Source organism: Roseibaca sp. Y0-43, assembly GCF_020667835.1.
In the GTDB taxonomy this organism is placed as follows: domain Bacteria; phylum Pseudomonadota; class Alphaproteobacteria; order Rhodobacterales; family Rhodobacteraceae; genus Roseinatronobacter.
Genome location: NZ_JAFMPR010000001.1, coordinates 112,648 through 133,933, shown reverse-complemented (window position 1 = coordinate 133,933; position 21,286 = coordinate 112,648). Strand labels below are relative to the sequence as shown.

24 protein-coding genes are annotated in these 21,286 nt (G+C 64.8%); 13 read left to right on the top strand and 11 right to left on the bottom strand.

Going from position 1 to position 21,286, the window contains the following annotated elements; all coding sequences use genetic code 11:
* Window positions 1–2: 2 nt before the first annotated feature.
* Together J1C52_RS00660 and J1C52_RS15070 are read right to left on the bottom strand one after the other, a co-directional pair.
* The gene (locus J1C52_RS00660) at window positions 3–1,541 is read right to left on the bottom strand and encodes a hypothetical protein (RefSeq protein ID WP_227425986.1); all 1,539 of its coding nucleotides are present in this window, start codon (window positions 1,539–1,541) and stop codon (window positions 3–5) included.
* A gap of 2 nt (window positions 1,542–1,543) precedes the next feature.
* Window positions 1,544–1,678, bottom strand: a complete 135-nt coding sequence (locus J1C52_RS15070; protein ID WP_255618327.1) for a hypothetical protein — start codon at window positions 1,676–1,678, stop codon at window positions 1,544–1,546.
* 105 nt (window positions 1,679–1,783) lie between these two features.
* Between J1C52_RS15070 and J1C52_RS00655 the strand changes: the two genes are divergently transcribed.
* From J1C52_RS00655 to J1C52_RS00640, 4 genes are all read left to right on the top strand, one after another.
* Window positions 1,784–2,371: a shikimate kinase gene (locus tag J1C52_RS00655; RefSeq protein WP_227425985.1), complete on the top strand. Its 588-nt coding sequence runs from the start codon at window positions 1,784–1,786 to the stop codon at window positions 2,369–2,371.
* Window positions 2,368–3,480 (top strand): 3-dehydroquinate synthase, encoded by a 1,113-nt coding sequence (aroB, locus tag J1C52_RS00650; protein WP_227425984.1) that lies wholly within the window; start codon window positions 2,368–2,370, stop codon window positions 3,478–3,480. Before J1C52_RS00655 ends, aroB begins: the two co-directional genes overlap by 4 nt.
* Before the next feature lie 58 nt (window positions 3,481–3,538).
* The gene (locus J1C52_RS00645) at window positions 3,539–4,063 is read left to right on the top strand and encodes a DUF3833 family protein (protein WP_227425983.1); all 525 of its coding nucleotides are present in this window, start codon (window positions 3,539–3,541) and stop codon (window positions 4,061–4,063) included.
* Window positions 4,064–4,151: 88 nt separating this feature from the next.
* Window positions 4,152–4,436 (top strand): hypothetical protein, encoded by a 285-nt coding sequence (locus tag J1C52_RS00640; RefSeq protein ID WP_227425982.1) that lies wholly within the window; start codon window positions 4,152–4,154, stop codon window positions 4,434–4,436.
* Here J1C52_RS00640 and J1C52_RS00635 read toward each other — a convergent pair.
* From J1C52_RS00635 to ilvC, 5 genes are all read right to left on the bottom strand, one after another.
* Window positions 4,433–4,768 (bottom strand): cupin domain-containing protein, encoded by a 336-nt coding sequence (locus tag J1C52_RS00635; RefSeq protein WP_227425981.1) that lies wholly within the window; start codon window positions 4,766–4,768, stop codon window positions 4,433–4,435. The genes J1C52_RS00640 and J1C52_RS00635 overlap by 4 nt on opposite strands.
* Window positions 4,769–4,771: 3 nt before the next feature.
* Complete coding sequence (locus tag J1C52_RS00630; protein WP_370633216.1) at window positions 4,772–5,116, bottom strand: DUF427 domain-containing protein; 345 nt, start codon at window positions 5,114–5,116, stop codon at window positions 4,772–4,774.
* Window positions 5,117–5,191: 75 nt separating this feature from the next.
* The gene (locus J1C52_RS00625) at window positions 5,192–7,009 is read right to left on the bottom strand and encodes an aminopeptidase P family protein (RefSeq protein ID WP_227425980.1); all 1,818 of its coding nucleotides are present in this window, start codon (window positions 7,007–7,009) and stop codon (window positions 5,192–5,194) included.
* A gap of 60 nt (window positions 7,010–7,069) precedes the next feature.
* Complete coding sequence (locus J1C52_RS00620) at window positions 7,070–8,353, bottom strand: DUF2254 domain-containing protein (RefSeq protein WP_227425979.1); 1,284 nt, start codon at window positions 8,351–8,353, stop codon at window positions 7,070–7,072.
* A gap of 111 nt (window positions 8,354–8,464) precedes the next feature.
* A complete protein-coding gene (ilvC, locus tag J1C52_RS00615; RefSeq protein ID WP_227425978.1) occupies window positions 8,465–9,487 on the bottom strand; it encodes a ketol-acid reductoisomerase in 1,023 nt (340 codons plus the stop codon).
* A gap of 130 nt (window positions 9,488–9,617) precedes the next feature.
* Between ilvC and J1C52_RS00610 the strand changes: the two genes are divergently transcribed.
* From J1C52_RS00610 to J1C52_RS00595, 4 genes are all read left to right on the top strand, one after another.
* Window positions 9,618–10,076, top strand: a complete 459-nt coding sequence (locus J1C52_RS00610) for an Lrp/AsnC family transcriptional regulator (protein WP_227425977.1) — start codon at window positions 9,618–9,620, stop codon at window positions 10,074–10,076.
* 85 nt (window positions 10,077–10,161) lie between these two features.
* Window positions 10,162–10,617: an Lrp/AsnC family transcriptional regulator gene (locus J1C52_RS00605; protein WP_227426285.1), complete on the top strand. Its 456-nt coding sequence runs from the start codon at window positions 10,162–10,164 to the stop codon at window positions 10,615–10,617.
* A 39-nt stretch (window positions 10,618–10,656) separates the two neighbouring features.
* Window positions 10,657–10,995, top strand: a complete 339-nt coding sequence (locus tag J1C52_RS00600) for a DUF952 domain-containing protein (RefSeq protein WP_227425976.1) — start codon at window positions 10,657–10,659, stop codon at window positions 10,993–10,995.
* Window positions 10,992–12,050, top strand: coding sequence for a quinone-dependent dihydroorotate dehydrogenase (locus J1C52_RS00595; protein ID WP_227425975.1), 1,059 nt, complete (start codon window positions 10,992–10,994; stop codon window positions 12,048–12,050). The genes J1C52_RS00600 and J1C52_RS00595 overlap by 4 nt, the downstream gene beginning before the upstream one ends.
* A 66-nt stretch (window positions 12,051–12,116) precedes the next feature.
* On the opposite strand, the gene J1C52_RS00590 is transcribed toward J1C52_RS00595, so the two are convergent.
* Genes J1C52_RS00590 through J1C52_RS00580 form a run of 3 tightly spaced genes read right to left on the bottom strand, consistent with a single transcriptional unit; the run spans window position 12,117 to window position 14,336 of the window.
* Entirely contained in the window at window positions 12,117–13,430 is a 1,314-nt protein-coding gene (locus tag J1C52_RS00590; protein ID WP_227425974.1) for an MATE family efflux transporter, read from the bottom strand.
* Window position 13,431: 1 nt separating this feature from the next.
* On the bottom strand, window positions 13,432–13,929 hold the full coding sequence (locus tag J1C52_RS00585) for a PaaI family thioesterase (protein WP_227425973.1): 498 nt from the start codon (window positions 13,927–13,929) through the stop codon (window positions 13,432–13,434).
* Window positions 13,926–14,336, bottom strand: coding sequence for a PaaI family thioesterase (locus tag J1C52_RS00580; protein WP_370633215.1), 411 nt, complete (start codon window positions 14,334–14,336; stop codon window positions 13,926–13,928). The genes J1C52_RS00585 and J1C52_RS00580 overlap by 4 nt, the downstream gene beginning before the upstream one ends.
* Window positions 14,337–14,499: 163 nt before the next feature.
* Here J1C52_RS00580 and J1C52_RS00575 point away from each other — a divergent pair, with 163 nt between their 5' ends.
* From J1C52_RS00575 to J1C52_RS00555, 5 genes are all read left to right on the top strand, one after another.
* A complete protein-coding gene (locus J1C52_RS00575; protein WP_227425971.1) occupies window positions 14,500–14,898 on the top strand; it encodes a MerR family transcriptional regulator in 399 nt (132 codons plus the stop codon).
* A 26-nt stretch (window positions 14,899–14,924) separates the two neighbouring features.
* Window positions 14,925–16,697, top strand: coding sequence for an acyl-CoA dehydrogenase C-terminal domain-containing protein (locus J1C52_RS00570; protein WP_227425970.1), 1,773 nt, complete (start codon window positions 14,925–14,927; stop codon window positions 16,695–16,697).
* Window positions 16,698–16,700: 3 nt separating this feature from the next.
* Window positions 16,701–16,913: a hypothetical protein gene (locus tag J1C52_RS00565; protein WP_227425969.1), complete on the top strand. Its 213-nt coding sequence runs from the start codon at window positions 16,701–16,703 to the stop codon at window positions 16,911–16,913.
* A 154-nt stretch (window positions 16,914–17,067) separates the two neighbouring features.
* The gene (locus tag J1C52_RS00560) at window positions 17,068–18,279 is read left to right on the top strand and encodes an acetyl-CoA C-acetyltransferase (RefSeq protein WP_227425968.1); all 1,212 of its coding nucleotides are present in this window, start codon (window positions 17,068–17,070) and stop codon (window positions 18,277–18,279) included.
* Window positions 18,280–18,290: 11 nt separating this feature from the next.
* Window positions 18,291–20,486 carry a 3-hydroxyacyl-CoA dehydrogenase NAD-binding domain-containing protein gene (locus tag J1C52_RS00555; protein ID WP_227425967.1) on the top strand — a complete coding sequence of 732 codons (2,196 nt, stop codon included), beginning with the start codon at window positions 18,291–18,293 and terminating at the stop codon, window positions 20,484–20,486.
* Window positions 20,487–20,504: 18 nt separating this feature from the next.
* Here the strand turns inward: J1C52_RS00555 and J1C52_RS00550 are convergent, their stop codons facing one another.
* Window positions 20,505–21,170, bottom strand: a complete 666-nt coding sequence (locus J1C52_RS00550) for a Hint domain-containing protein (RefSeq protein ID WP_227425966.1) — start codon at window positions 21,168–21,170, stop codon at window positions 20,505–20,507.
* Window positions 21,171–21,286: the final 116 nt, after the last annotated feature.

Below are 21,286 nucleotides of genomic sequence, written 5' to 3'. Positions count from 1 at the left end.
CGCTACCCGCGCCGGTCCAGCAGCAGCAATTCCAGCGCGATCTGGCGCGCGTCGCGCTCCAACCCCAGCGCGACAAGGGCGGCAAGGCTCTGCTCGGTGGCCAGCATGTCGCCTTGGCTGGCATCGGCAATCAGCGCGAGCGTGTCCAGAAGCAGGCGTCCGCGTTCACCCTCGGACAGCCACAGGCTTTCGGGCATGGGCAGCTCGGGCGTGGCAAAGGCCGCCTGTATGGCGGGGCCGAAGCCCGAAACGCTTGCAGAAGGCAGGTCCGCGCCGCTGGCCAAGGCCGAGGCCAGCGCGGCCAGAGGGGTGTCGGGCGTGATCGCGCTTGCACGGTCCAACCGCGTCTCTGCCAAAAGCAGGATCGCCCATTGCACCCGCGCCGCGCTGCCGGTCAGGGTGTGGTCCGCCAACCGCTCGGCAAAAATGCGGGCGAAGGCGTTTTCCAATTCGACCGCTTCGAACAGCGTCCACGCGGTGCGCAGCGCCTCGCCGATCTGCGCGGTGTCGCCGTCCAGCAAGGCCGTATCCAGCGCCTGCACCGCGCGCACGCGGTCCCACACCCCGCCAGAGGCCGCGGCCCGCCTTTGGCTGTAGATGCCCATCAATCGCTCCGGCTGCATCACGCCCGTCCGCGTCAGCCGCTCGGCGGCGTCGATCTGGGCGCGCCAACCGCTGGTGCCGCGCAAATCGGCATGGGCAAAGGCCACGGGCAGGCTGCCGGTGCCGACCGGGTCGCCCAAGGCTTCCAGCACGCGCCAGCCCATGGGCGTCAGGCGCTGCGGGGGCGGCAGGGTCAGGCCGGCATCCTCTTCTTCCAGAAAGCGCGTCAACAGGCCCGCTTCGGTCGCGTCCAGCGCCCCCAGCGCGCGGGCGGCCCCAAGGGCGGTATAGGCGGTTTGCCATTCGCCTTGGCGCGCAAGGCAAAAGATGCGCGCGGCTTCGCCGCTGCTGCCCGCCAACTGGCCCTGAAGCCGCGTGCAGGCGCGGTCCTCTTCGCCCAACAGAAGGGCGATGTCGAAGGCCCGCGTGTTCAGCGCGGCGGTCTGGGTGGGCGCGCCTTCGATCAACTGGCTGGCCTGCTCCAGCGCGCCGATCTCTATCAGCTTGTCCAGCCGCGCGGTCAAAAGCGCGCCGGGTGCCTCGCCCTCGGCCAGCAGGGGCGGGGCAAATTCCGCCGACAACAGCCTCACCATCAGGCGCTGCGCCGCGGGCACCATGTTCGGGTCGAGCGCCGCGATCCCCTCGGCCAGCACGGCGACGGGCGTTTGCCCCCACAGATCGCGCGGCAGGCCGATGCGTGCGGCGGCAAACAGGCCCGTGCTGTCCAGCGTCGCCTGCTCTAACGGGCGCGCAAGGATCGGGTCGCTTGGCGGGGTCGGAGCTGGTGTCGTCTGCGGCAGCGCGGGGTCGGGCGCAGACGGGCCGACGGGCTGGGTCAGCGCCTGCTCTAGCCAGTCAATGGCCGAGAGCGGCGCATCCTGCTGCGCCATGGCCGCGCAGGGCAAGCACAGCGCCAGCACCAGCCCCGACGCGCGCATCTCTACCGCGCCTCCAGCTCGACCGGGTCAGAGACGGGTGCGCGCTCTGGCGACAGATCGCCGATATAGGCATAGGCGACCACCGCGATCGCCGCGAGAACCACAAGGATAAGGATCAGTCGGAAAAGATATTTCATCGGCCTGTTCGTGCTCTCCGGTTGCCCCTTCTTTCGCGACGGGGTCCGTCTTGGGGGTTTTCCTTTCGTCCCGGTCGCAATATCACGACAAGGCAAGCGGGGGCCATGAAAACTTGGGTCTTCGCAGATCACAAGGGCGCATTCGGCATGAAACTGCACAAGACCGTGGTGCTGGTCGGCATGATGGGCGCGGGGAAAACCGCCATCGGCAAGCATGTCGCACAGGTGCTGGGCGTGCCGTTTCGCGATTCGGACGAAGAAATCGTCACCGCCGCGCAGATGAGCATTGCCGAGATTTTCGCCCGCGATGGCGAGGCGTTCTTCCGCGACCGCGAGGCCGAGGTGATCGCGCGCCTTTTGCACGGCACCCCCGCAATTCTGTCGGTGGGCGGCGGGGCATTCCTGCGGGCCGAGACGCGCCAGCGCATCCATGACGATGGCGTGTCGGTCTGGCTGCGCGCCGATCTGGACCTGCTCTGGTCGCGCGTGCGCACAAAGAACACCCGGCCTTTGCTGCAAAACGACGACCCGCGCGGCACGCTTGCGCGCTTGCTGGCAGAGCGCACGCCCTATTACGAACAGGCCGATCTGGTCGCCAATGCCGACCCGGGCTATTCCATCGCCGACATGGCCCGCGTGGTGCTGGAACAATTGGCCACCCGCCCCGATGTCTTGGAAGGATACACCGCATGAGCGTTCAGATTGTCCATGTGCCCTTGGGGGATCGCGCTTATGACGTGGTTATCGGGCGCGGTCTGCTGGCGGATGCGCCGCGCTATCTGGCCCCGCACCTGAAACGCAACCGCGTGGCGATCCTGACGGAAAGCCGCGTGGCGGGCCTGCATCTGGACGCGGTGCAGCGTGCCTTTGGCGATATTTCCAGCGCCGCGCTGGCGCTGGACCCGGGCGAGGGCACGAAGAACTGGGCAGGGCTTATGCAATCGGTGGAATGGTTGCTGGACGAAAAGGTCGAGCGCCGGGATCTGGTCATGGCGCTGGGTGGCGGTGTCATCGGCGATCTGGCGGGCTTTGCCGCGGCCGTGCTGCGCCGGGGCGTGCGCTTCGTGCAGGTGCCGACCTCGCTTCTGGCGCAGGTGGACAGCTCTGTCGGCGGCAAGACCGGCATCAACACGCGCCACGGCAAGAACCTTGTGGGCGCGTTCCACCAGCCCAGCCTTGTGCTGGCCGATATCGACCTGCTCGATACGCTGCCCGCGCGCGATTTCCTTGCGGGTTTTGGCGAGGTCGTGAAATACGGCCTGCTGGGCGATGCGGCCTTTTTCGACTGGCTAGAGGCGAATGGCCCCGCGCTGGCGGCGGGCGATCATGCCTTGCGCCAATATGCCGTGCATCGCTCGGTGCAGATGAAAGCGGAAATCGTTGTCCGTGATGAAACCGAACAGGGCGACCGCGCGCTTCTGAACCTTGGGCACACCTTCTGCCACGCGTTAGAGGCCGCAACGGGCTATTCCGACCGCCTGCTTCATGGCGAGGGCGTGGCGATTGGCTGCGCCTTGGCGTTCGAATTATCGGCGCGCATGGGCCTGTGCCCGCAGGAAACCCCCAGCCGTGTGCGCGCGCATCTGCGCGCCATGGGCATGGCGACCGATCTGGCCGATATTCCGGGCGATCTGCCGGGGGCAGAGGCGCTGATCGCGCTGATGGGGCAGGATAAGAAAGTGCAGGATGGCCGCCTGCGCTTCATCCTGGCGCGCGACATTGGCCGAGCCTTCGTCTGCGATGATGTGCCAAGCGATATTTTGCGCGCCGTGCTGGAAGATGCCTTGGTCGCACGCGCCTAAGGCTGGCCATCGCGCGCCCGCGCCTTAGCTTTGGGGCAACCCAAAGAAAGGCCGCCCCATGATCCTAACCCGTCGCGCAGCCCTTGCCGGACCCATCGCCCTCGCCGCCTGTTCGCGCCTGCCCGCCAGCCCCGAGGGGGCATCGCCGCCCATCACGCTTGAGCAGGCCTTTGCGGGCCGCGCGGTGGGTGCGGGCGTGTTCCGTGTGGACCTGACCGGGTCCGAACGCCGCTTCCGCGCTCGGTTGGACGGGCGGCTAAAGGGCGACCGGCTGACGGTTGTGGAAGATTTCATCTATGACGACGGCGAGGAAAACCGCCTGACATGGGTGTTCGACCGCGCCGGGCCGGGACGCTGGACCGGGCGGCGCGAAGACACGGTAGGCATGGCCGAGGTGGTGGAAACCGGGACCGAGATCCGGTTGTCCTACCTCGCCGATTTCAACGCGAGCGGCGAAATCACCCGCTTGGGGTTTGAGGATGTGATCTATTTCGGCCCCGATGGCCGCATCATCAACGATGCCGTGGTCACGCGCTGGGGCTTGCCCGTGGCGCGCGTGCGGTTCGAGATGGTCAAACTCTAGGCGCGTCCTGCGGCAATTGCGCGCTTTGGCTTGAGTTGCGCGAAACGCACGCTTACGTCTAAGATAGACCTGCCAACGCGGAGCACCCTTGAAACACGTAACCCCCCGACGCCGCGATCCGTTCGACATGCTGGACCATGCCCTGCGTACGGGTTGGAACACGCTCGACACGATCCCGCTGAAAGGCGAGGGCGAGTTTCTTGTGCTGACCGTCTCGGGCCTTGTGCGGTTGGCGCGCAATGCCAGACAGCAGCGCAACACGCGCAAGGCTGATGCCTATGGGCCGGAACGCACGACCGTCAGTTCGGTCAAAACCGGCAACTATCTTGGCGCGATCGCGTGGCGTTGGCCGACCGGGCAGGACGGGCTTTAACGGTTCAGCGCGTAGCGACCCGCTTCCTTGAACACGTCGATCACGCGGGTTCCGGCCTTGATCCGGGCGCTATGCACCACGCCTGCGGGGATGGTGTAGCTGTCGCCGGGGCGGTAGATGCGGCGATGCTCGCCGATGGTGAAGTCAATCTCGCCTTCGACGACCGTGCCCCATTGCGCGCCATGGGCATGGGCGGGCAGGTCCATGTCCTGCACGAAGGTAAAGAACACCACCAGCCCGTCGTGTGACTGCACCGCGCGGGCCTGAACCACATCCGCCGGAAAGGGGATGTCCACACCCGGCAAGGCGTTGATGAAATCGGGAAAGGCCACGGGTTACACCCGCTCGACCGTGACCTTGCTGGCGTCAAAGGCAAGGTAGTCTTTCACCTGTGCCGCCATCTCGGTCGGCTCTGTAATGGAATAGGCCGCGTTCTCGATCAGCCCCTCGGGGCTGGAGACATGGAAGAACACGCCCGTTCCGCGATCATCGCATTCCAGCTTGCGCTCGGACGGGTCCAGCACCGCGCCCGCAATATCCTCGCGCGGGAAATAGATGACGAAGGGCCAGTCGCGCTGCACCAGTTCCAGCGCGCGGGTGCTTTCCCCGATCACGGACCCCCCTGCGCGAACAACCCAGGTGCCTTCGGCGGGATAGATTTTCAGAATGCTCATCGGCATGACGCGGTTTCCTTCGTCCTTGGATGCGCGGCGCGCACGGTATTGGTTACAAGCGGCCCCGTCAGCAGGGCGCGATCAGGTTTCGAGCGGGGCGCAGGCCTTATCCAGCCAGTCACGCGTCGTTTGGGACACCAGCGGAGACAGGGACATACGAACACGCGCGTGGTAGCTGTCCAGCCAGTCACGCTCGCTCGCGGTGAGTTCACTGCTTAGTATAAGCCTGCGGTCGATGGGGGCAAGCGTCAAGGTTTCGAACTCCAGCCAGTCGCGCGGCTCGCCCCCTTCCGGTGCCGTGCCCGCGCGCACCGCGACAAGGTTTTCCAGCCGGATGCCGAAGGCACCTTCGCGGTAATAGCCCGGCTCGTTCGACAGGATCATGCCCTCGGCCAGCGGCACTTGGCTGATCCGCGACAGGCGTTGTGGTCCTTCATGCACGGACAGATAGGCGCCTACGCCATGGCCGGTGCCATGGTCGTAATCCAGCCCCGCCAGCCACAGCGGATACCGCGCCAGCGCATCCAGATGCCCACCTGCCACGCCACGGGGAAAACGCGCGCGCGACACGGCGATCATGCCTTGCAACACGCGCGTGAAACACTGCGCTTCCAGCGTGCCCACCGGGCCGATGGCGATGGTGCGGGTGATGTCGGTCGTGCCGTCCAGATATTGCCCGCCGCTATCGACCAGCATCAACTCACCCGGCATAAGGCGGCGGTTGCTGGCCTCTGTCACGCGGTAATGCACGATGGCGCCGTTTGGCCCCGATCCGGCAATCGTGTCGAAGCTGATGTCGCGCAAATCGCCCGTGGCGCTGCGGCAGGCTTCCAGATGGCGGACGATGTCGATCTCGGTCACGCTATGGGCGGGATCGTCCAGAAGCTTTTGCGCCTGCCCGTCCAGCCAGCACAGGAATTCGGCCATGGCCGCGCCGTCGCGCAGATGCGCGGCGCGCGCGCCGTCCAGCTCTGCCCCGGTCTTGCGCGCCTTGGGGGCAAGGCAGGGGTCTTGCATGGGGGCAATCGTGATGCCCGCTTCCGACAGCAGGTCACACACGGCCACGGGCACGCTTGCGCGGTCCACGCGCACGGGGCCGATCTGGCTGCGCAGCGCGGGCTCGAATGCCTCGGCGGGGCGCAGGGTCACGCCTTGGTCAAGAGTGATGCCGTCGAATTTCGCTTCATGGGCGAACAGGTCCAGCTTCCCGTCATCATGCAGCACCGCCAAGGCCTGCACCACCGGCACGCGCGGCAGGTCGGCGCCGCGCAGGTTGAGCAGCCAGCAAATGCTGTCGGGCTGGGTCAGAACGGCGGCCTTTTGCCCGTTCTGGCCCAGCGCGCGCGCGGCGTCCTGCCGCTTTTGCGCGCTTGACGCGCCCGCAAGGCTGTCAGGATAGGCCATGACCGCGCCCAACGGCGGGGCAGGGCGGTCGGCCCAAAGCGGGTCGATGGGGTTGGCGATGCGCTTCAAGGTGATGCCACTTCCCGCCAGCCCACGCTCCAGCGTCTCGATCTCGTCGGGGGTGTGCAGCCACGGATCAAAGCCCACGACCGCACCGTTCGGGCAGGCCGCGCGCAGCCAGTCGGCGGGGCGCGTCTCGGGCCATGGCACGATCTCGAACTCTGCGGCGCATTGGCCGCGCGCCTGCACGCGGTAGCGCCCGTCTACGAACAGCCCGGCGCGATCCGCCAGCGCAATGCAGAACCCGGCCGACCCGGTAAACCCCGTCAGCCATGCCAGCCGTTCATCGCAGGGCGCGACATATTCGCCCTGATGCAGATCGGCGCGCGGCACGATCACCCCGTCCAAGGCCTGCGCGCGCATGGCCGCGCGCAGCGCGCTCAGCCGGGGCGGGCCGTCTTGCGGACGAGACGGGGCGGTAAAGCTTTGAAACATGTCAGTGATCCTGCCGAATAGGGTGATCTGCCCAAGTCGTAGAGCGGGCTTGCCCAGCGGTCAATGCGCGGCATCCTCCGGGGTCTCGGCAAGCGCGCGCAACCGCTCTGCCGCCTCGGACACGCTTTCGCGGTCTTGCTCCAGCACCAAGGCCTGCCGGGCATGGGCCAAGGCGTGGCGGGACATGGCCAGCGCGGGCGCATGGAATGCCTGCCCCTTGGCAATCATCAGCCCGGCCAGCCGCTTTTGCACGATCAGCCCAATCTCGACCAGCGCCGCCCCGTCGCGCGCGGGCGCGGCAAAGGCGTCTTGCAGCAAGTCGGCCAGCATCAGGCTGGGGACCAGCACCTCGGAAAACCGCCTGTCGGATTGCGCATCGGGCTGCCACAGGCAAAGCAGGCGCACCTGCCGGCCAAGGATGTCGATCGCCGTGCCCGGATCGTTTACCGCGGGCGACAGCGCACGCGAGGCGATCTCGGACATGGACAGAATGCCGAAGCGTGGATCCTGCTCGAAATTGCGCATCGCGCCGATGACGAAACAGGCCCGGATCGCCTCGCAATCCTGCTCTGCCAAGGGCAGGCTGCGGATCGCCTCTGCCAGAACCATGCCCGGATGCACGTATTTGCCCGGCAGAACCCGCAGCGCGATTTGGGTGCCAAGGCGCGTGGCAATGCTCTGAAGCGCGGCCATGTCCACGGTCTGAATATAGCCCGTCACCGTTCCCGTCACCCGCCCCGGGCCAGGGGCGGATTGCGCCAGCGTGTCAGGCAGGGGCGTTCCGCCCATGAACGGGTCGGACATGCGGGTGTTCAGGGCTTGCGCGGTTGCCGTTTCCAGCCGGGTGATGGTGTCGGCCAAGCGTCCGTAATCGGCCAGATGCCCGATCCAGCGCACCAGTTGCACGACCACAAGCGCCAACACGCCCAGCGTGGCCAGGAACAGCACCAGCCGCCCTGCTGGCCCGTAAAGCGCGATCTGCAAGCCGCTGATCGACACAAGGCTGAACACGAAGGCCCCCACGAAAGAGGCAAGCACCTGCTGCGTGGTCGAATCGTTTTGCAACAGCACCGTCGCGCGCGGCGTGGCCGAGGATGCCGCCGCCCCGAACGCCGTCAGCATGATGGACACCGAGAAGGTCGTCACCGCCAGCATGGACGAGGCAAGGATCTGCAACAGCACCATCACCGCATCGCGCGAGATAAGATCGAACTGCAACAGGCTGACCAAGGGCGCGCCGAAGGCGGCCAGCACCGCCACGGCCACCCCGGCCAGCCCGTAAAGCGCGATATGCACCCAGATCTTGTCGAAGAAGCGGCCCAGATGCCACGACCATATGTGCATCATTTCCCCCCTTGCGGATGGGCCACGCTAGGACGGATGGACGATAAAGGCCAGATAGCAAAACCCCCGGCACGCGCGGTGCCGGGGGCAAAAGTTGTCGGATGCGGGCGCTTAGTTGCGCTCTTTGTCCACCATCTTGGACGCACCGATCCACGGCATCATCGCGCGCAGCTTCGCGCCGACCTGTTCGATCTGATGCTCGTCATTGATGCGGCGGGTGGCCTTGAAGAAGGGCTGACCCACGGCGTTTTCCTGCATGAAGTCACGCACGAACTTGCCTTGCTGGATGTCGGTCAGAACCGCCTTCATGCGCGCCTTCGTCTCGTCATAGGGCAGAATGCGCGGGCCGCTGACATACTCGCCATACTCGGCGGTGTTCGAGATCGAGTAGTTCATGTTCGCGATGCCGCCTTCATAGATAAGGTCGACGATCAGCTTCACTTCATGCAGGCACTCGAAATAGGCCATTTCCGGCTCGTAACCGGCTTCGACCAGCGTCTCGAAGCCCATGCGGATCAGTTCCACCAGACCACCGCACAGCACGGCCTGCTCGCCGAACAGGTCGGTTTCGCATTCCTGGCGGAAGTTGGTTTCAATGATCCCCGAGCGCCCGCCACCGATGGCAGAGCAGTAGGACAGGCCGATTTCCATCGCGCGACCCGTTGCATCCTGATGCACGGCCACAAGGCAAGGCACACCGCCGCCCTTGGTGTATTCGCCGCGCACGGTGTGGCCCGGACCTTTGGGCGCCATCATAATGACATCGACGCCGGGCTTTGGCTCGATCAGGCCGAAATGCACGTTCAGACCATGCGCGAACGCAATCGCCGCACCGTCGCGCAGGTTGTCATGCACGTATTTCTTGTAGGTTTCCGCCTGCAATTCGTCGGGCATGGTGAACATGATCAGGTCGCACCATGCGGCCGCTTCGGCAATGCCCATGACCTGCAAGCCCTCGGCTTCGCATTTCTTGGCGCTGGCCGAACCCTCGCGCAGCGCGACAACCACGTTCTTCGCACCCGAATCGCGCAGGTTCAGCGCATGGGCATGGCCCTGGCTGCCATAGCCCAGAATGGCGACTTTCTTGTCCTTGATCAGGTTCACATCGCAATCGCGATCATAGTAGACGCGCATGGCCGTCCCTCCATTTGTGTTGCATTGAAGCGCAGCATAGGAGTTTAGGTCAAAAAAACGTTTCAAACTTGCGATCTTTTCGCGTACTTGTGCAAAGATCATTCGCAAAATTTGTCAATTCGAAATATCCATGCAGATAGACGATACCGACCGCCGCCTGTTGCGCCAGCTTCTGGCCAATCCCATGGCCGCGACCGCCGACCTTGCCGCCCGCGCCGGCGTGACAGAGGCGACATGCTGGCGCCGCCTCGACCGGCTGCGCGCGCGCGGCATCCTGCGCGGGCAGCAAGCGGTGATCGACTGGCGCGCGCTTGGCTTTCAGGTAGAGGTCTCGCTCCGCGTCACCCTCGACAAGACCAACCCGCGTGCCTTCGACGAATTCATGGCCCAAGCCCGCCTTGTGCCCGAAGTGCTGGAAATCCAGACCTTTCTGGGCCGCGTCGACCTGCGCCTGAACATCATCGCGCGCGACATGGCCCATTACCAAGACATCTACCGCGACCGCATCCTGACGCTGCCGCATATCACCGATCTCGAAGCGCTGATGCATCTCTCCGACATCAAATCCGACGAAAGCCTCCCGATATGATTTTCATCCTTGCCCAAATATCCCGGGGTGAATGGGCCGCGCCCGCGGCCCAGAGGGGCAGCGCCCCTCTGCCAAGGTCGGCCAAATGATCGCGCTCGACGATCTCGACCGCCGGATGCTGCGCCTTCTGGCCGGGGATGCCTCGCTCTCGGCAGGGGCGCTGGGCCGCAGTCTTGGCCTCAGCCAGCCCGCCGCATGGCGCCGCCTGAAGCGTCTGCGCGACGCGGGCGCGATTGCCCGCCACCGCCTCGATCTGGACTTGCCCGCGCTGGGCTTCGGCGTCACCGTTTTCCTTGGCATCACGCTGGCCGCCAAGGGCCGCGTCAGCTTGGCCGATTTCGAGCGCGCCGTCTCTGCCATTCCCGAAGTGCAGACTGTGCAGCACGTGCTGGGCCTGTATGATTACCGCCTGCGGGTTGTCGCCCGAGACCTGTCCGATTTCGAACGTGTGCTCCGCCGCCGCATCATGACGCTGCCGGGCGTGGGCGCGGTCGATGCGAATGTGCTTCTCAGCGAGGAACGCCTGCCCGGCCCCTTATAGCCGATTGACCAAACCGTCCTCGTGGGGCATGACGCCGCCATGCTGATCTACAAGATATTCCGCCGCCCCGAATGGGATGACCTGAAAGCCAAGGGCCAAACCCTCGGCGCGCCGATCGATCTGTCCGATGGCTATATCCATTTCTCGACCGCCACGCAGGTCATGGAAACCGCCGCCAAGCATTTCGCGGGCCAAAGCGACCTTGTCCTCGTTGCGGTCGATGCCGACACCCTTGGCGCGGCGCTGAAATGGGAAATCTCGCGCGGGGATGCACTTTTCCCACATCTTTACCGGCCATTAACCATGGATGATGTGGTCTGGGACACTTCGCTGCCCTTGGGTGCCAGCGGCCATATCTTCCCCGAGGGGCTGGTATGAGCACGCTCGAGCGCATTGGCCTCTCGGCGCTGCGCAGCCTCGACCCGGAAACGGCGCATGGCTTGGCCATCAAGGCGCTGCAATCGGGCCTCGCACCGCTGCCGCACCCAGTCACCTCGCCCCGTCTGCACACCCAGATTGCCGGGCTTGACTTGCCCAACCCCGTAGGTCTCGCTGCGGGCTTTGACAAGAATGCGCAGGCGCTTGGCGGTCTCTCGCGAGCGGGCTTCGGCTTTGTCGAAGTGGGGGCCGCGACGCCCCGCCCGCAGCCCGGCAATCCGCGCCCGCGCCTCTTTCGGCTGCCCGAGGATCGCGCCGTCATCAACCGCTTCGGCTTCAACAATGACGGCGCGCAGGCGATTGCCGCGCGTCTGGCCAAGCGGCCCAAGGGCATGGTTCTGGGCCTGAACCTTGGTGCGAACAAGGACAGTGCCGACCGCGCGGGCGATTTCGCGCAAGTGCTGCGCATCTGCGGCGCGCATCTGGACTTTGCAACGGTGAATGTCTCGTCGCCCAACACGGAAAAGCTGCGCGACCTGCAAGGGGCAGCAGCACTGACCGCTCTTTTGAATGGCGTTATGCAAGCCCGCGCAGAGCTTGCCCGCCCGATCCCGATCTTCCTGAAAATCGCGCCCGATCTGAACGCGGATGAACTGGCCGAAATCGCGGGCGTCGCGCGCGAAACCGGGGTGAATGCGATCATCGCCACCAACACGACGCTGGCGCGTAAAGGTTTGAAAAATGCAAGCGCAAACGAAAAAGGCGGGCTTTCCGGCAAGCCTTTGTTCGAAATGTCCACCCGTGTGCTCGCGCAACTTTCACAGCTGACCGACGGAGAAATCCCGCTTGTCGGGGTCGGCGGCATCGGCAGCCCGGAACAGGCCTATGCCAAACTGCGCGCCGGGGCGAGCGCGGTGCAACTCTACTCGGCGCTCGTCTATGAAGGGCTGTCGCTGGTCCCGCGCCTGAACCAGGGGCTGCTCGACCTCATGGGCCGCGATGGCGTCACAAATGTCAAAGATGTCGTCGGCACGGGCCGTTCCGACTGGCTTTAGCCCATTCATCCTTGCAAAAATATCCTGGGGTGAATGGTCCCGCAGGGACCAGAGGGGCAAAGCCCCTCAAACGCCCTTGGCCACACGCCGCTCCAGCCGTGGATAGAGCACGCCCAGGAACACCGCGCGCAAGATGTTCAGCAGCATCAGCGCCGACCAGAGCGCCGCGTTGCCAAAGCCGGGCACGAAAGCCCAGATCGCCAGCGCATAGATCGCCACCGCCAGCACCACCGTGTTGCGCATCTCGCGCGTGCCGGTCGCGCCGATGAAGATGCCGTCCAGCATATAGGCCGCGCAGCTTGCCAGCGACAGCGCGGCGACGAAGGGCAAATAGGCGATGGCCGCGTTCTGCACGCCCGTGTCGCGCGCCATGACCGCGATCACCGCGGGCCCGCCCAGCAAAAAGCCCGCGGCCATAAGCCCCGCAAGGCCAAAGGCCCAGATCCCGGCGCGAAAGCCCGCCTGCCGCATCTGTCCCACAGCCCGTGCCCCCACGGCTTGGCCCACAAGCGCCTCGGCGGCAAAGGCGAAGCCGTCGAGCGCATGGGCGATAATCATCAGGAATTGCCACAGGATCTGGTTCGCGGCCAAGTCCACATCGCCAAACCCGGCCGAGGTGAACAGGAACCCCGTCATCGCCCCTTGCAGCGCGATGGACCGCAGCATGATGTCGGAATTGACCGCCCACATTCGTTTCAGCCGCGCGCGGTCGAAAACGCGCGGCCAGTCGCGCCATTGCTTGCCCGCGAAAGCCGCGCGGCACAGCCACAGGCCAAGGCCGAGTGCCGTCACTTCGGCAATCAGCGTGGCGGTGGCCACGCCTTTCACGCCCCAATCAAGGCCCATCACGAACCATAGCGACAGCACCACGTTCAGCCCGCTCATCCAGACCTGCAAGGCCAGAACGCTGCGGGTGCGTTCGGTCCCGATCAGCCAGCCATTCAGCGCGTAAAGCGCAATCGTCGCGGGTGCGCCCCAGATGCGGATGGCAAGGTAGTCGCGGGCCAGGGCCTCGACCGTGGCGCTGGCGGGCGCGATCAGGAACGCGGCCTCGAACAGCGCGATCTGGCCCAGCACCATGACCGTGCCCGCGCCCAAGCCCAAAAGCACCCCGCGCGTGACGATGGCCCCGCTTTCGGGCAGGTCATGCGCGCCGACGGCTTGCGCGACCAGCCCGGTCGTGCCCATGCGCAGAAAGCCGAAGACCCAGTAAACGCTGGTCAGGATGACCGCGCCCAAACCCACCGCGCCGATGGGCGCGGCTTCGCCCATCTGCCCGATAATGCCGGTGTCGACCGCGCCCAGCAGCGGCACGGCGATATTCGCCAGCAGGATCGGGGCCGCGATGCGCAGGATGCGCCGGTCGGTAACGGCACTCATCTCAGCCCGGTTGCGGCATCAGGAAATGCCCGGTCGCCTGCGCGAACAGGCGCGCGCGGTTGTCCTGCCACGCCTCGACATGCACGCTGGCATAGCGGCGGCCAGAGCGGTTGACGCGGGCGCGCGCATAGCCATCGCGCGGCAGGCCCGAGCGCAGGAAATCCACGGTGAAATCAATGGTTTTCGGCAGGCGCGGCAGGTTTTGCGCCATGTCTTCGGGCGTCACGCGGCCCGCTTCCAGATCGGGCCAGATGGTGGTCCAGCTCAGCTCTATGATCGCGGCCACCTCCAGAAAGGACGCGATCACACCGCCATGGATGGCAGGCAGAAGGGGGTTGCCGATCAGCTTCTCGTCATAGGGCAGAATGGCGGTCAGCTCGTCGCCATGGCGTTCGAAATAGATGCCAAGGAACTGCGCATAGGGCACCGCGCTCACAAGGCTGGCCAGCGCGCGGTCGCGGCGTTGCTTGACGGCTTGGACGGGTTCGGGCGGGGTCATGCCGTCTCCTCTCGGGCGGCGAAGGTGAAGGCACCCGTGGCCATGGCGACAGGCGTGTCGCCCCCGTCATGCGCGGTGGCGCGCACGAAGGCCACGTTGCGGGTGACATGGTAGCAATCGGCCCGCGCCACGATCCGCGCGCCGGGCGAGGCCGCGCGCATGTAGTCGATTCGCAGGTCGATCGTCGCGGTGGTGGTCGCACCCGGATAGGACAGGACCGCCGCGCCCCCGCAGGTGTCCATCAGCGCCGAAACCGCGCCACCATGGATAACCCCCGTCACCGGGTCGCCCACGAAGCGCGCGTCCCACGGCATAGAGATTTCGGCACGCCCCTCGCCAATCGAATCCAGCCGCATTTCCAACGCCTTGGCGAATGGCAGCGCGTTAATGAAGTTTTGGGCATTCATGGCCATGCTCCGCGACAGGTGCCCCTATCTGCACGCGGGCACGGGGCAAAGGCAAGAGCAGAAGGGTTGACGCGACGTTGCCCTTTACGTTAACGTCAACTTATGATGTGTTGCGACCATGTTGGTCCCAAGCACGATCCTTAACAGCCGTGGGTTTCGTCACATGCCTGAAGAGTTCAAGACCATCCGCGAGATGTGCGCCGATTTCGGTGTCACGCCGCGCACCCTGCGCTTCTATGAGGCGAAGGAATTGCTGTTTCCCAAGCGCGACGGGCAGCACCGCCTGTTCACGCGCCGCGACCAGGCCCGGCTGAAGCTGATCCTGCGCGGCAAGCGCTTCGGCTTCAGCCTAGAGCAGATCCGGCAATTGCTGGAAATGTATGACCGCGACGACAGCGAATTGCGCCAACTGCGCAAGACCTATGACATCGCGCAAGAGCGTTTGGCCGATATGGAGCGTCAGCGCGCCGAATTGGCCGAAGCGATTTCTGAATTGAAACAAGACCTTGCCTGGGCGGCCGATGTGCTGTCCCAAGCCGACCGTCCGCGCGCCGCAGAATAAGCCCGCGCACCCCAAGGGAGAGAGAGATGCCAAGCTACACCGCCCCCGTCAAAGACATGCAATTCGTGCTGCACGATGTTCTCAACATCGGCGCAAGCGATATTCCGGGCTATGACGAGCTGGACCGCGACACCACCGCCGCCATTCTGGAAGAAGCGGCGAAACTGTCCGAAGGCGTGCTGGCCCCGGTCAATGCCGTGGGCGACCGCGAGGGCTGCCGCTTGGAAAACGGTGTCGTGCGCACGCCCACCGGCTATGCCGAGGCCTTTGCCCAGATCAAGGAAGGCGGCTGGAACGGGCTGGACCTGCCCGAAGAATTCGGCGGCCAGAACCTGCCCTATGTCATGAACTCTGCCACGGGCGAGTTTTTCGTCTCTGCCAACATGGCGCTGAACATGTATCAGGGTCTGACCCATGGCGCGATTTCCGCCATTCTGGCGCATGGCTCGGACGAGCAGAAGGCGAAATACCTGCCCAAGATGGTTTCTCTCGACTGGACGGGCACGATGAACCTGACAGAACCGCATTGCGGCACCGATCTGGGCCTGATCCGCACCAAGGCCGAACCGCAGGCCGATGGCAGCTATGCGATCACCGGGCAGAAGATCTTCATCTCTGCTGGCGAGCATGACATGGCCGAGAACATCATCCATCTGGTGCTGGCCAAGGCACCGGGTGGCGGCGAGGGGACCAAGGGCATCTCGCTGTTCATTGTCCCGAAATACATGGTCAATGACGACGGCTCGCTGGGCGCGCGCAATGGTGTCAGCGTCGGCAATATTGAAGAGAAGATGGGCATCCACGGCAACGCCACCTGCGTCATGAACTACGATGGCGCGACGGGCTACCTGGTGGGCGAGTTGCACAAGGGGATGCGCGCCATGTTCACCATGATGAACGAAGCGCGCCTTGGCGTGGGCCTGCAAGGCTATGCGCAAGCCGCCGTCGCCTATGAGAACGCCGCGATCTACGCAAAAGACCGCCTGCAAGGGCGCGACGTGACCGGGGCCAAGAACCCCGAGGGTGCCGCCGACCCGCTGCTGGTGCATCCCGATATTCGCCGCATCCTGATGGACCAGAAGAGCTTTGTCGAAGGTGCCCGCGCTTTCACCATGTGGGGGGCCAGCCTGATCGACCGCGCGCATCGCTCCTCTGACGCCGATGCCGATGGCCTGATCTCGCTTCTTACTCCGGTCATCAAGGGCTTCCTGACCGACAAGGGCTTTGACATGTGCGTGCAGGCCCAACAGGTCTATGGCGGGCATGGCTATATCGAGGAATGGGGCATGTCCCAATTCGCCCGCGACGCCCGCATCGCCATGATCTACGAGGGGGCGAATGGCGTGCAGGCGCTGGACCTTGTCGGCCGCAAACTGGCGCAGGATGGCGGCAAGCATGTCATGGCCTTCTTCACGCTGGTCAAGGAAGAGGTCGCGGGAACGGACGATCCGCGCATGACTGACCTGCGCGACGCGCTGAAAGCGGCGTCCAAGGATTTGCAGGCGGCGGGCATGTTCTTCATGGAACGCGGCATGAAAAATCCCAATGACGCGCTGGCCGGGTCAAGCGATTTCATGCACCTGTTTGGCCATGTCTGCTTGGGTCTGATGTGGGTGCGCATGGCGCGCGCCGCCTATGCAGCGCTCGATGCCGGCACGGGCGATCAGGCCTTCTACCAGGCAAAACTGGCAACCGCGCGCTACTACATGGCCCGCCAACTGCCCGCGACCGCGCTGCACTTGGCACGCATCCGGTCGGGCGCGGAAACCGTCATGGCCTTGGCCGAAGCGGATTTCTAGGTCATGCCCAAACGCTTCCGCCTGACCCGCCGCTTCAACGCCGCCATGACCGAGGACGGCTACCGCCGCTTGCGCCGTTTCGCGCAAGAGGCGGGGCTGGACGAGGGCGAGGCGCTGTCCTTCCTGTTCGAGAATTTCGACAGCGTCATGGATGCCGACAATCTGGGCCACCGCCTGCGGCTGTTCAACTCCGAGCTGGAGGCGCGGAAGAAGTGATGCAGTGCGGCGATTGGGACCACCACGTCGCAGCCCATTCCGCGCCAAGGTCACGGCCCGGAAACTCCGGCGAATAGTTATCGGAAAGGGGCGTCGTCACGCCCCGATCACACAGAATACGACACCGGCCAAGCTTGGCCCGAGGAGGAAAGACATGAGTGACGCATACATCTACGACGCCGTGCGCACACCGCGCGGCAAGGGCCGCGCCGATGGCAGCCTGCACGAGGTGACGGCGGTGCGCCTGTCGGCGGGCGTGCTGGACGCGCTGAAGGCGCGCAACGATCTGGACACCCGCGCGATCGAAGATGTGATCTGGGGCAACGTGACCCAGGTGGGCGAGCAGGGCGGCTGCCTTGCCCGCACCGCCGTCATGGCGTCCGAATTCGACGAACAGGTGCCGGGTCTGTCCATCAACCGCTTCTGCGCCAGCGGCATGGAAGCGGTGAACATCGCCGCCAACCAGGTGCGCGGCGGCGCGGGCGAGGCTTATGTCGCGGGCGGCGTCGAAATGATGAGCCGCGTGCCCATGGGGTCGGACGGGGCCGCCGTGGCCGTGGACCCGAGCGTCGCCATGGAGAAGTATTTTGTCCCGCAAGGCATCTCTGCCGACATCATCGCCACCGAATACGGCTTCACCCGTGACATGGCCGATGCCTTGGCCGTCGAAAGCCAGCGCCGCGCGGCGCTGGCGTGGCAGGAAGGGCGCTTTGACCGCTCCGTGGTCGCCGTGCGCGACATGAACGGACTGCCCATTCTGGAGCGCGACGAATACCTGCGCCCCGGCACCGACATGCAAAGCCTTGGCGCGCTCAAACCCGCCTTCAAGGATATGGGCGAAGCGATGCCGGGCTTCGACAAGGTGGCGATCATGAAATACCCACATCTTGAGAAAATCGAACATATCCACCATGCGGGCAATTCGTCGGGCATTGTCGATGGCGCGGCTGGCGTGCTGATCGGCAGCAAGGAATTCGGCGAAAAATATGGTTTGAAAGCAAGGGCCAAGATCCGCGCGACCGCCAAGATCGGCACCGATCCGACCATCATGCTGACCGGCCCCGTGCCCGTGACGGAAAAGATCCTGCGCGACAGCGGGATGCAGATTTCCGACATTGACCTGTTCGAGGTGAACGAAGCCTTCGCCGCCGTCGTCCTGCGCTTCATGCAGGCGTTCGACGTGCCCGACACCAAGGTGAATGTGAATGGCGGCGCGATCGCGATGGGCCATCCGCTGGGCGCGACGGGGGCGATGATTATCAGCACGCTGCTGGATGAGTTGGAGCGCACCGGCCAAGGCGTGGGCCTTGCGACCTTGTGCGTCGCGTCCGGTATGGGCGCCGCGACCATCATCGAGCGCGTGTAAGGGAGGGGAACATGCAGGAATTCACCTATAATCTCGATGCCGACGGCGTGGCCACCATCACGTGGGACGTGCCCGGCAAATCCATGAACGTGCTGTCGCTCGAAGGTTTCGCGCAGCTGGAAGCACATATCGAAACCGCGCTCGCGGATGACGCGGTCAAGGGCGTTATCCTCACCTCGGGCAAGCCCGATTTCGCGGCAGGCATGGACCTGAACATCCTCGCCACCGGCAAGGGCGTGGTCGATGAAGACCCGGCCAAGCAGGTCTTTGACGCGATCATGGGAATGCACAAGATCCTGCGCAAGATCGAGCGCGCGGGCATGGACCCGAAAACGCTGAAAGGCGGCAAGCCGATTGTCGCGGCGCTGCCCGGCACCGCGCTGGGCATCGGGCTGGAACTGCCGCTGGCCTGCCACCGCATTATCGCGGCTGAAAACCCGCGCGCCAAGATCGGCCTGCCGGAAATCCTGGTTGGTATCTTCCCCGGCGCGGGCGGCACGACGCGACTGGCGCGCAAGCTGGGCGCGATGGGCGCGGCCCCTTTCCTGCTGGAAGGCAAGCTGATGGACCCCAAGCGCGCGAAATCCGCCGGCCTGATCGACGAGGTCGTGGCCCCTGACGAACTTTTGGCGCGTGCGAAAGAGTGGGTCTTGGGCGCGAAAGATGCCGATCTGGTCAAACCGTGGGACGCCAAGGGCTACAAAATGCCCGGTGGCGCGCCCTATCACCCGGCGGGCTTCATGACCTTCGTGGGGGCCTCGGCCATGATTAACGGCAAGACGCAAGGTGTCTACCCGGCGGCCAAAGCGCTGTTGTCGGCGGTCTATGAAGGGGCGCTGGTGCCGTTTGATACCGCGCTGAAGATCGAGGCGCGCTGGTTCACATCCGTCCTGATGAACCCGTCCTCCAGCGCGATGATCCGGTCGCTGTTCATCAACAAGGAAGCGTTGGAGAAGGGCGCGAACCGCCCCGACGCACCCGATGCCAAGGTCGCCAAGCTGGGCGTTCTGGGCGCGGGCATGATGGGCGCGGGCATTGCCTACGTGGCGGCCAATGCGGGCATTGAAGTGGTGCTGATCGACGCCGCCCAAGATGCGGCGGAACGCGGCCGCGCCCATGCGGAAGCGATCCTCGACAAGGGCATGAAGCGCGGCAAAGTCACGGAAGAGGGCAAGGCCAAGGTTCTGGCCCGCATCACGCCCACGACCGATTACGCGGCGCTAAAAGGCTGCGATCTGGTGGTCGAGGCCGTGTTCGAAGACCCCAAGGTTAAAGCCGAGGTCACGCAAAAGGCCGAGGCCATGCTGGGCGAGGACGCGATTTTCGCCACCAACACCTCGACCCTGCCGATTTCCGATCTGGCGCAGGCCAGTGCGCGCCGCGCCAATTTCATCGGCATCCATTTCTTCAGCCCGGTGGACAAGATGGCGCTGGTCGAGATCATCAAGGGCCGCGAGACGGGCGATCTGGCCGTCGCCAAGGCGCTGGATTTCGTCCGCCAAATTCGCAAGACGCCGATCGTCGTCAATGACGCGCGCTTCTTCTATGCCAACCGCTGCATCATCCCCTACCTGAACGAAGGGATGCGCATGGTGCGCGAGGGCGTGGCGCCGGCACTGGTGGAAAACGCCGCCAAGCTGATGGGGATGCCGCTGGGGCCGTTGCAACTGGTGGATGAAACCTCGCTTGATCTGGGCGCGAAAATTGCCAAGGCCACCCGCGCCGCGATGGGCGACGCTTATGCCGATGGTGATGTGGACGAGGTCATCTTTTGGATGGTCGAGCAGGGTCGCTTGGGCCGCAAGTCGAACGCGGGCTTCTACAGCTATGACGAGAAAGGCAAACGTCTTGGCCTGTGGGAGGGCTTGGCCGCGCAATATCCGCAAGCGGAAGAGCAGCCCGATCTTGTCACGGTCCAGCACCGCCTGATGTTCGCGCAAGCGCTGGAAGCGGTGCGCGCGCTGGAAGAAGGCGTGCTGACCGACATTCGCGAGGGCGATGTGGGCGCGATCATGGGCTGGGGCTTTGCGCCGTGGTCGGGCGGTCCGTTCTCGTGGCTGGACATGCTGGGCGCGCCCTTTGCCGTGTCGGTCTGTGACCGGCTGGAGGCAGCCTATGGCGCACGTTTCAAGGCACCGGCGCTGTTGCGGCAGATGGCCGAGGACGGCCACCGCTTCTATCATGCGAAAGCGGCCAAAGCCGCGTAAAGAACAGGCAGGGGCGGCTTAGGCCGCCCTTTGCTGTTTCAGGCTTGCGGCCAGTGCGCTCAGGTCAGAGCGGGGCAGGCGCATGTATTCGCGACCGGGCAACTGCGTGCTGGCCTCTAGCGGGGAAAAGTCGCTTTCCGCGCGCGCCGTCAGCAAGGCCATGCCGCAGATATGGATCAGTTGCTCTTGCTCGAAGGTGGGCATGTAAACCCGCAGATCGCCGGTAATCGGCACGCGGCGGATGCCTTCGAACCCTTCCAGCATCAGCGCCTGGATCAGCACGAACGGGTCGCCATATTGCTCTTCGGCGAAATCCGATTCGATGATGATCTCTTGCAGCGGCAACATGTCGATCTGGCGACGATTGCCCAGCACGCCTTGCGGCACGACCATGGTATAGGCCTTGTGCTCTGGCAGCGCATGTTGCGGCACGGTCAGGTCATGCACGCGCGCGATGGGCTGCATTCCGTTGTCGAAGGTCAGCACCATTTCGCCCGGTTGCAGCGTTTCGACCTTGCGCCAGCCAGTGCCGGTGGCCACCAGCGTGCCCGGCAGCAGACCGTCTTCGCGCAGGGCCATGGAATACAGCTCGGCATCTTTCATCATGGCGGCGGAAATGGCAGTCATCTCGCCGCTGGGCGTCTGGGCACCGGTCTGAAGACCAAAGGGCTTGGGATGTGTCATTTGGGTCGGCTCCGATCGAGAAAACATGGTTAAGTCTTCACTGCGTTTGTGGCGTAAGTTTGGCCGAATTTTACCGATTGGGATGTTTCGCAGGTTTCTTTTCCCAAACAGGGTTT

What these genes read in the sequence shown, in the direction of transcription:
- J1C52_RS00600 (WP_227425976.1), top strand. Translation starts at nt 10,657, where the DNA reads ATGCTGATCTACAAGATATTCCGCCGCCCCGAATGGGATGACCTGAAA.
- J1C52_RS00565 (WP_227425969.1), top strand. Translation starts at nt 16,701, where the DNA reads ATGCCCAAACGCTTCCGCCTGACCCGCCGCTTCAACGCCGCCATGACC.
- ilvC (WP_227425978.1), bottom strand. Translation starts at nt 9,487, where the DNA reads ATGCGCGTCTACTATGATCGCGATTGCGATGTGAACCTGATCAAGGAC.
- J1C52_RS00585 (WP_227425973.1), bottom strand. Translation starts at nt 13,929, where the DNA reads ATGACCCCGCCCGAACCCGTCCAAGCCGTCAAGCAACGCCGCGACCGC.
- J1C52_RS00575 (WP_227425971.1), top strand. Translation starts at nt 14,500, where the DNA reads ATGCCTGAAGAGTTCAAGACCATCCGCGAGATGTGCGCCGATTTCGGT.
- J1C52_RS00625 (WP_227425980.1), bottom strand. Translation starts at nt 7,009, where the DNA reads ATGTTTCAAAGCTTTACCGCCCCGTCTCGTCCGCAAGACGGCCCGCCC.
- J1C52_RS00660 (WP_227425986.1), bottom strand. Translation starts at nt 1,541, where the DNA reads ATGCGCGCGTCGGGGCTGGTGCTGGCGCTGTGCTTGCCCTGCGCGGCC.
- aroB (WP_227425984.1), top strand. Translation starts at nt 2,368, where the DNA reads ATGAGCGTTCAGATTGTCCATGTGCCCTTGGGGGATCGCGCTTATGAC.
- J1C52_RS00630 (WP_370633216.1), bottom strand. Translation starts at nt 5,116, where the DNA reads ATGCCGATGAGCATTCTGAAAATCTATCCCGCCGAAGGCACCTGGGTT.
- J1C52_RS00570 (WP_227425970.1), top strand. Translation starts at nt 14,925, where the DNA reads ATGCCAAGCTACACCGCCCCCGTCAAAGACATGCAATTCGTGCTGCAC.
- J1C52_RS00580 (WP_370633215.1), bottom strand. Translation starts at nt 14,336, where the DNA reads ATGAATGCCCAAAACTTCATTAACGCGCTGCCATTCGCCAAGGCGTTG.
- J1C52_RS00605 (WP_227426285.1), top strand. Translation starts at nt 10,162, where the DNA reads ATGATCGCGCTCGACGATCTCGACCGCCGGATGCTGCGCCTTCTGGCC.
- J1C52_RS15070 (WP_255618327.1), bottom strand. Translation starts at nt 1,678, where the DNA reads ATGAAATATCTTTTCCGACTGATCCTTATCCTTGTGGTTCTCGCGGCG.
- J1C52_RS00550 (WP_227425966.1), bottom strand. Translation starts at nt 21,170, where the DNA reads ATGACACATCCCAAGCCCTTTGGTCTTCAGACCGGTGCCCAGACGCCC.
- J1C52_RS00610 (WP_227425977.1), top strand. Translation starts at nt 9,618, where the DNA reads ATGCAGATAGACGATACCGACCGCCGCCTGTTGCGCCAGCTTCTGGCC.
- J1C52_RS00595 (WP_227425975.1), top strand. Translation starts at nt 10,992, where the DNA reads ATGAGCACGCTCGAGCGCATTGGCCTCTCGGCGCTGCGCAGCCTCGAC.
- J1C52_RS00590 (WP_227425974.1), bottom strand. Translation starts at nt 13,430, where the DNA reads ATGAGTGCCGTTACCGACCGGCGCATCCTGCGCATCGCGGCCCCGATC.
- J1C52_RS00655 (WP_227425985.1), top strand. Translation starts at nt 1,784, where the DNA reads ATGAAAACTTGGGTCTTCGCAGATCACAAGGGCGCATTCGGCATGAAA.
- J1C52_RS00560 (WP_227425968.1), top strand. Translation starts at nt 17,068, where the DNA reads ATGAGTGACGCATACATCTACGACGCCGTGCGCACACCGCGCGGCAAG.
- J1C52_RS00555 (WP_227425967.1), top strand. Translation starts at nt 18,291, where the DNA reads ATGCAGGAATTCACCTATAATCTCGATGCCGACGGCGTGGCCACCATC.
- J1C52_RS00620 (WP_227425979.1), bottom strand. Translation starts at nt 8,353, where the DNA reads ATGCACATATGGTCGTGGCATCTGGGCCGCTTCTTCGACAAGATCTGG.
- J1C52_RS00645 (WP_227425983.1), top strand. Translation starts at nt 3,539, where the DNA reads ATGATCCTAACCCGTCGCGCAGCCCTTGCCGGACCCATCGCCCTCGCC.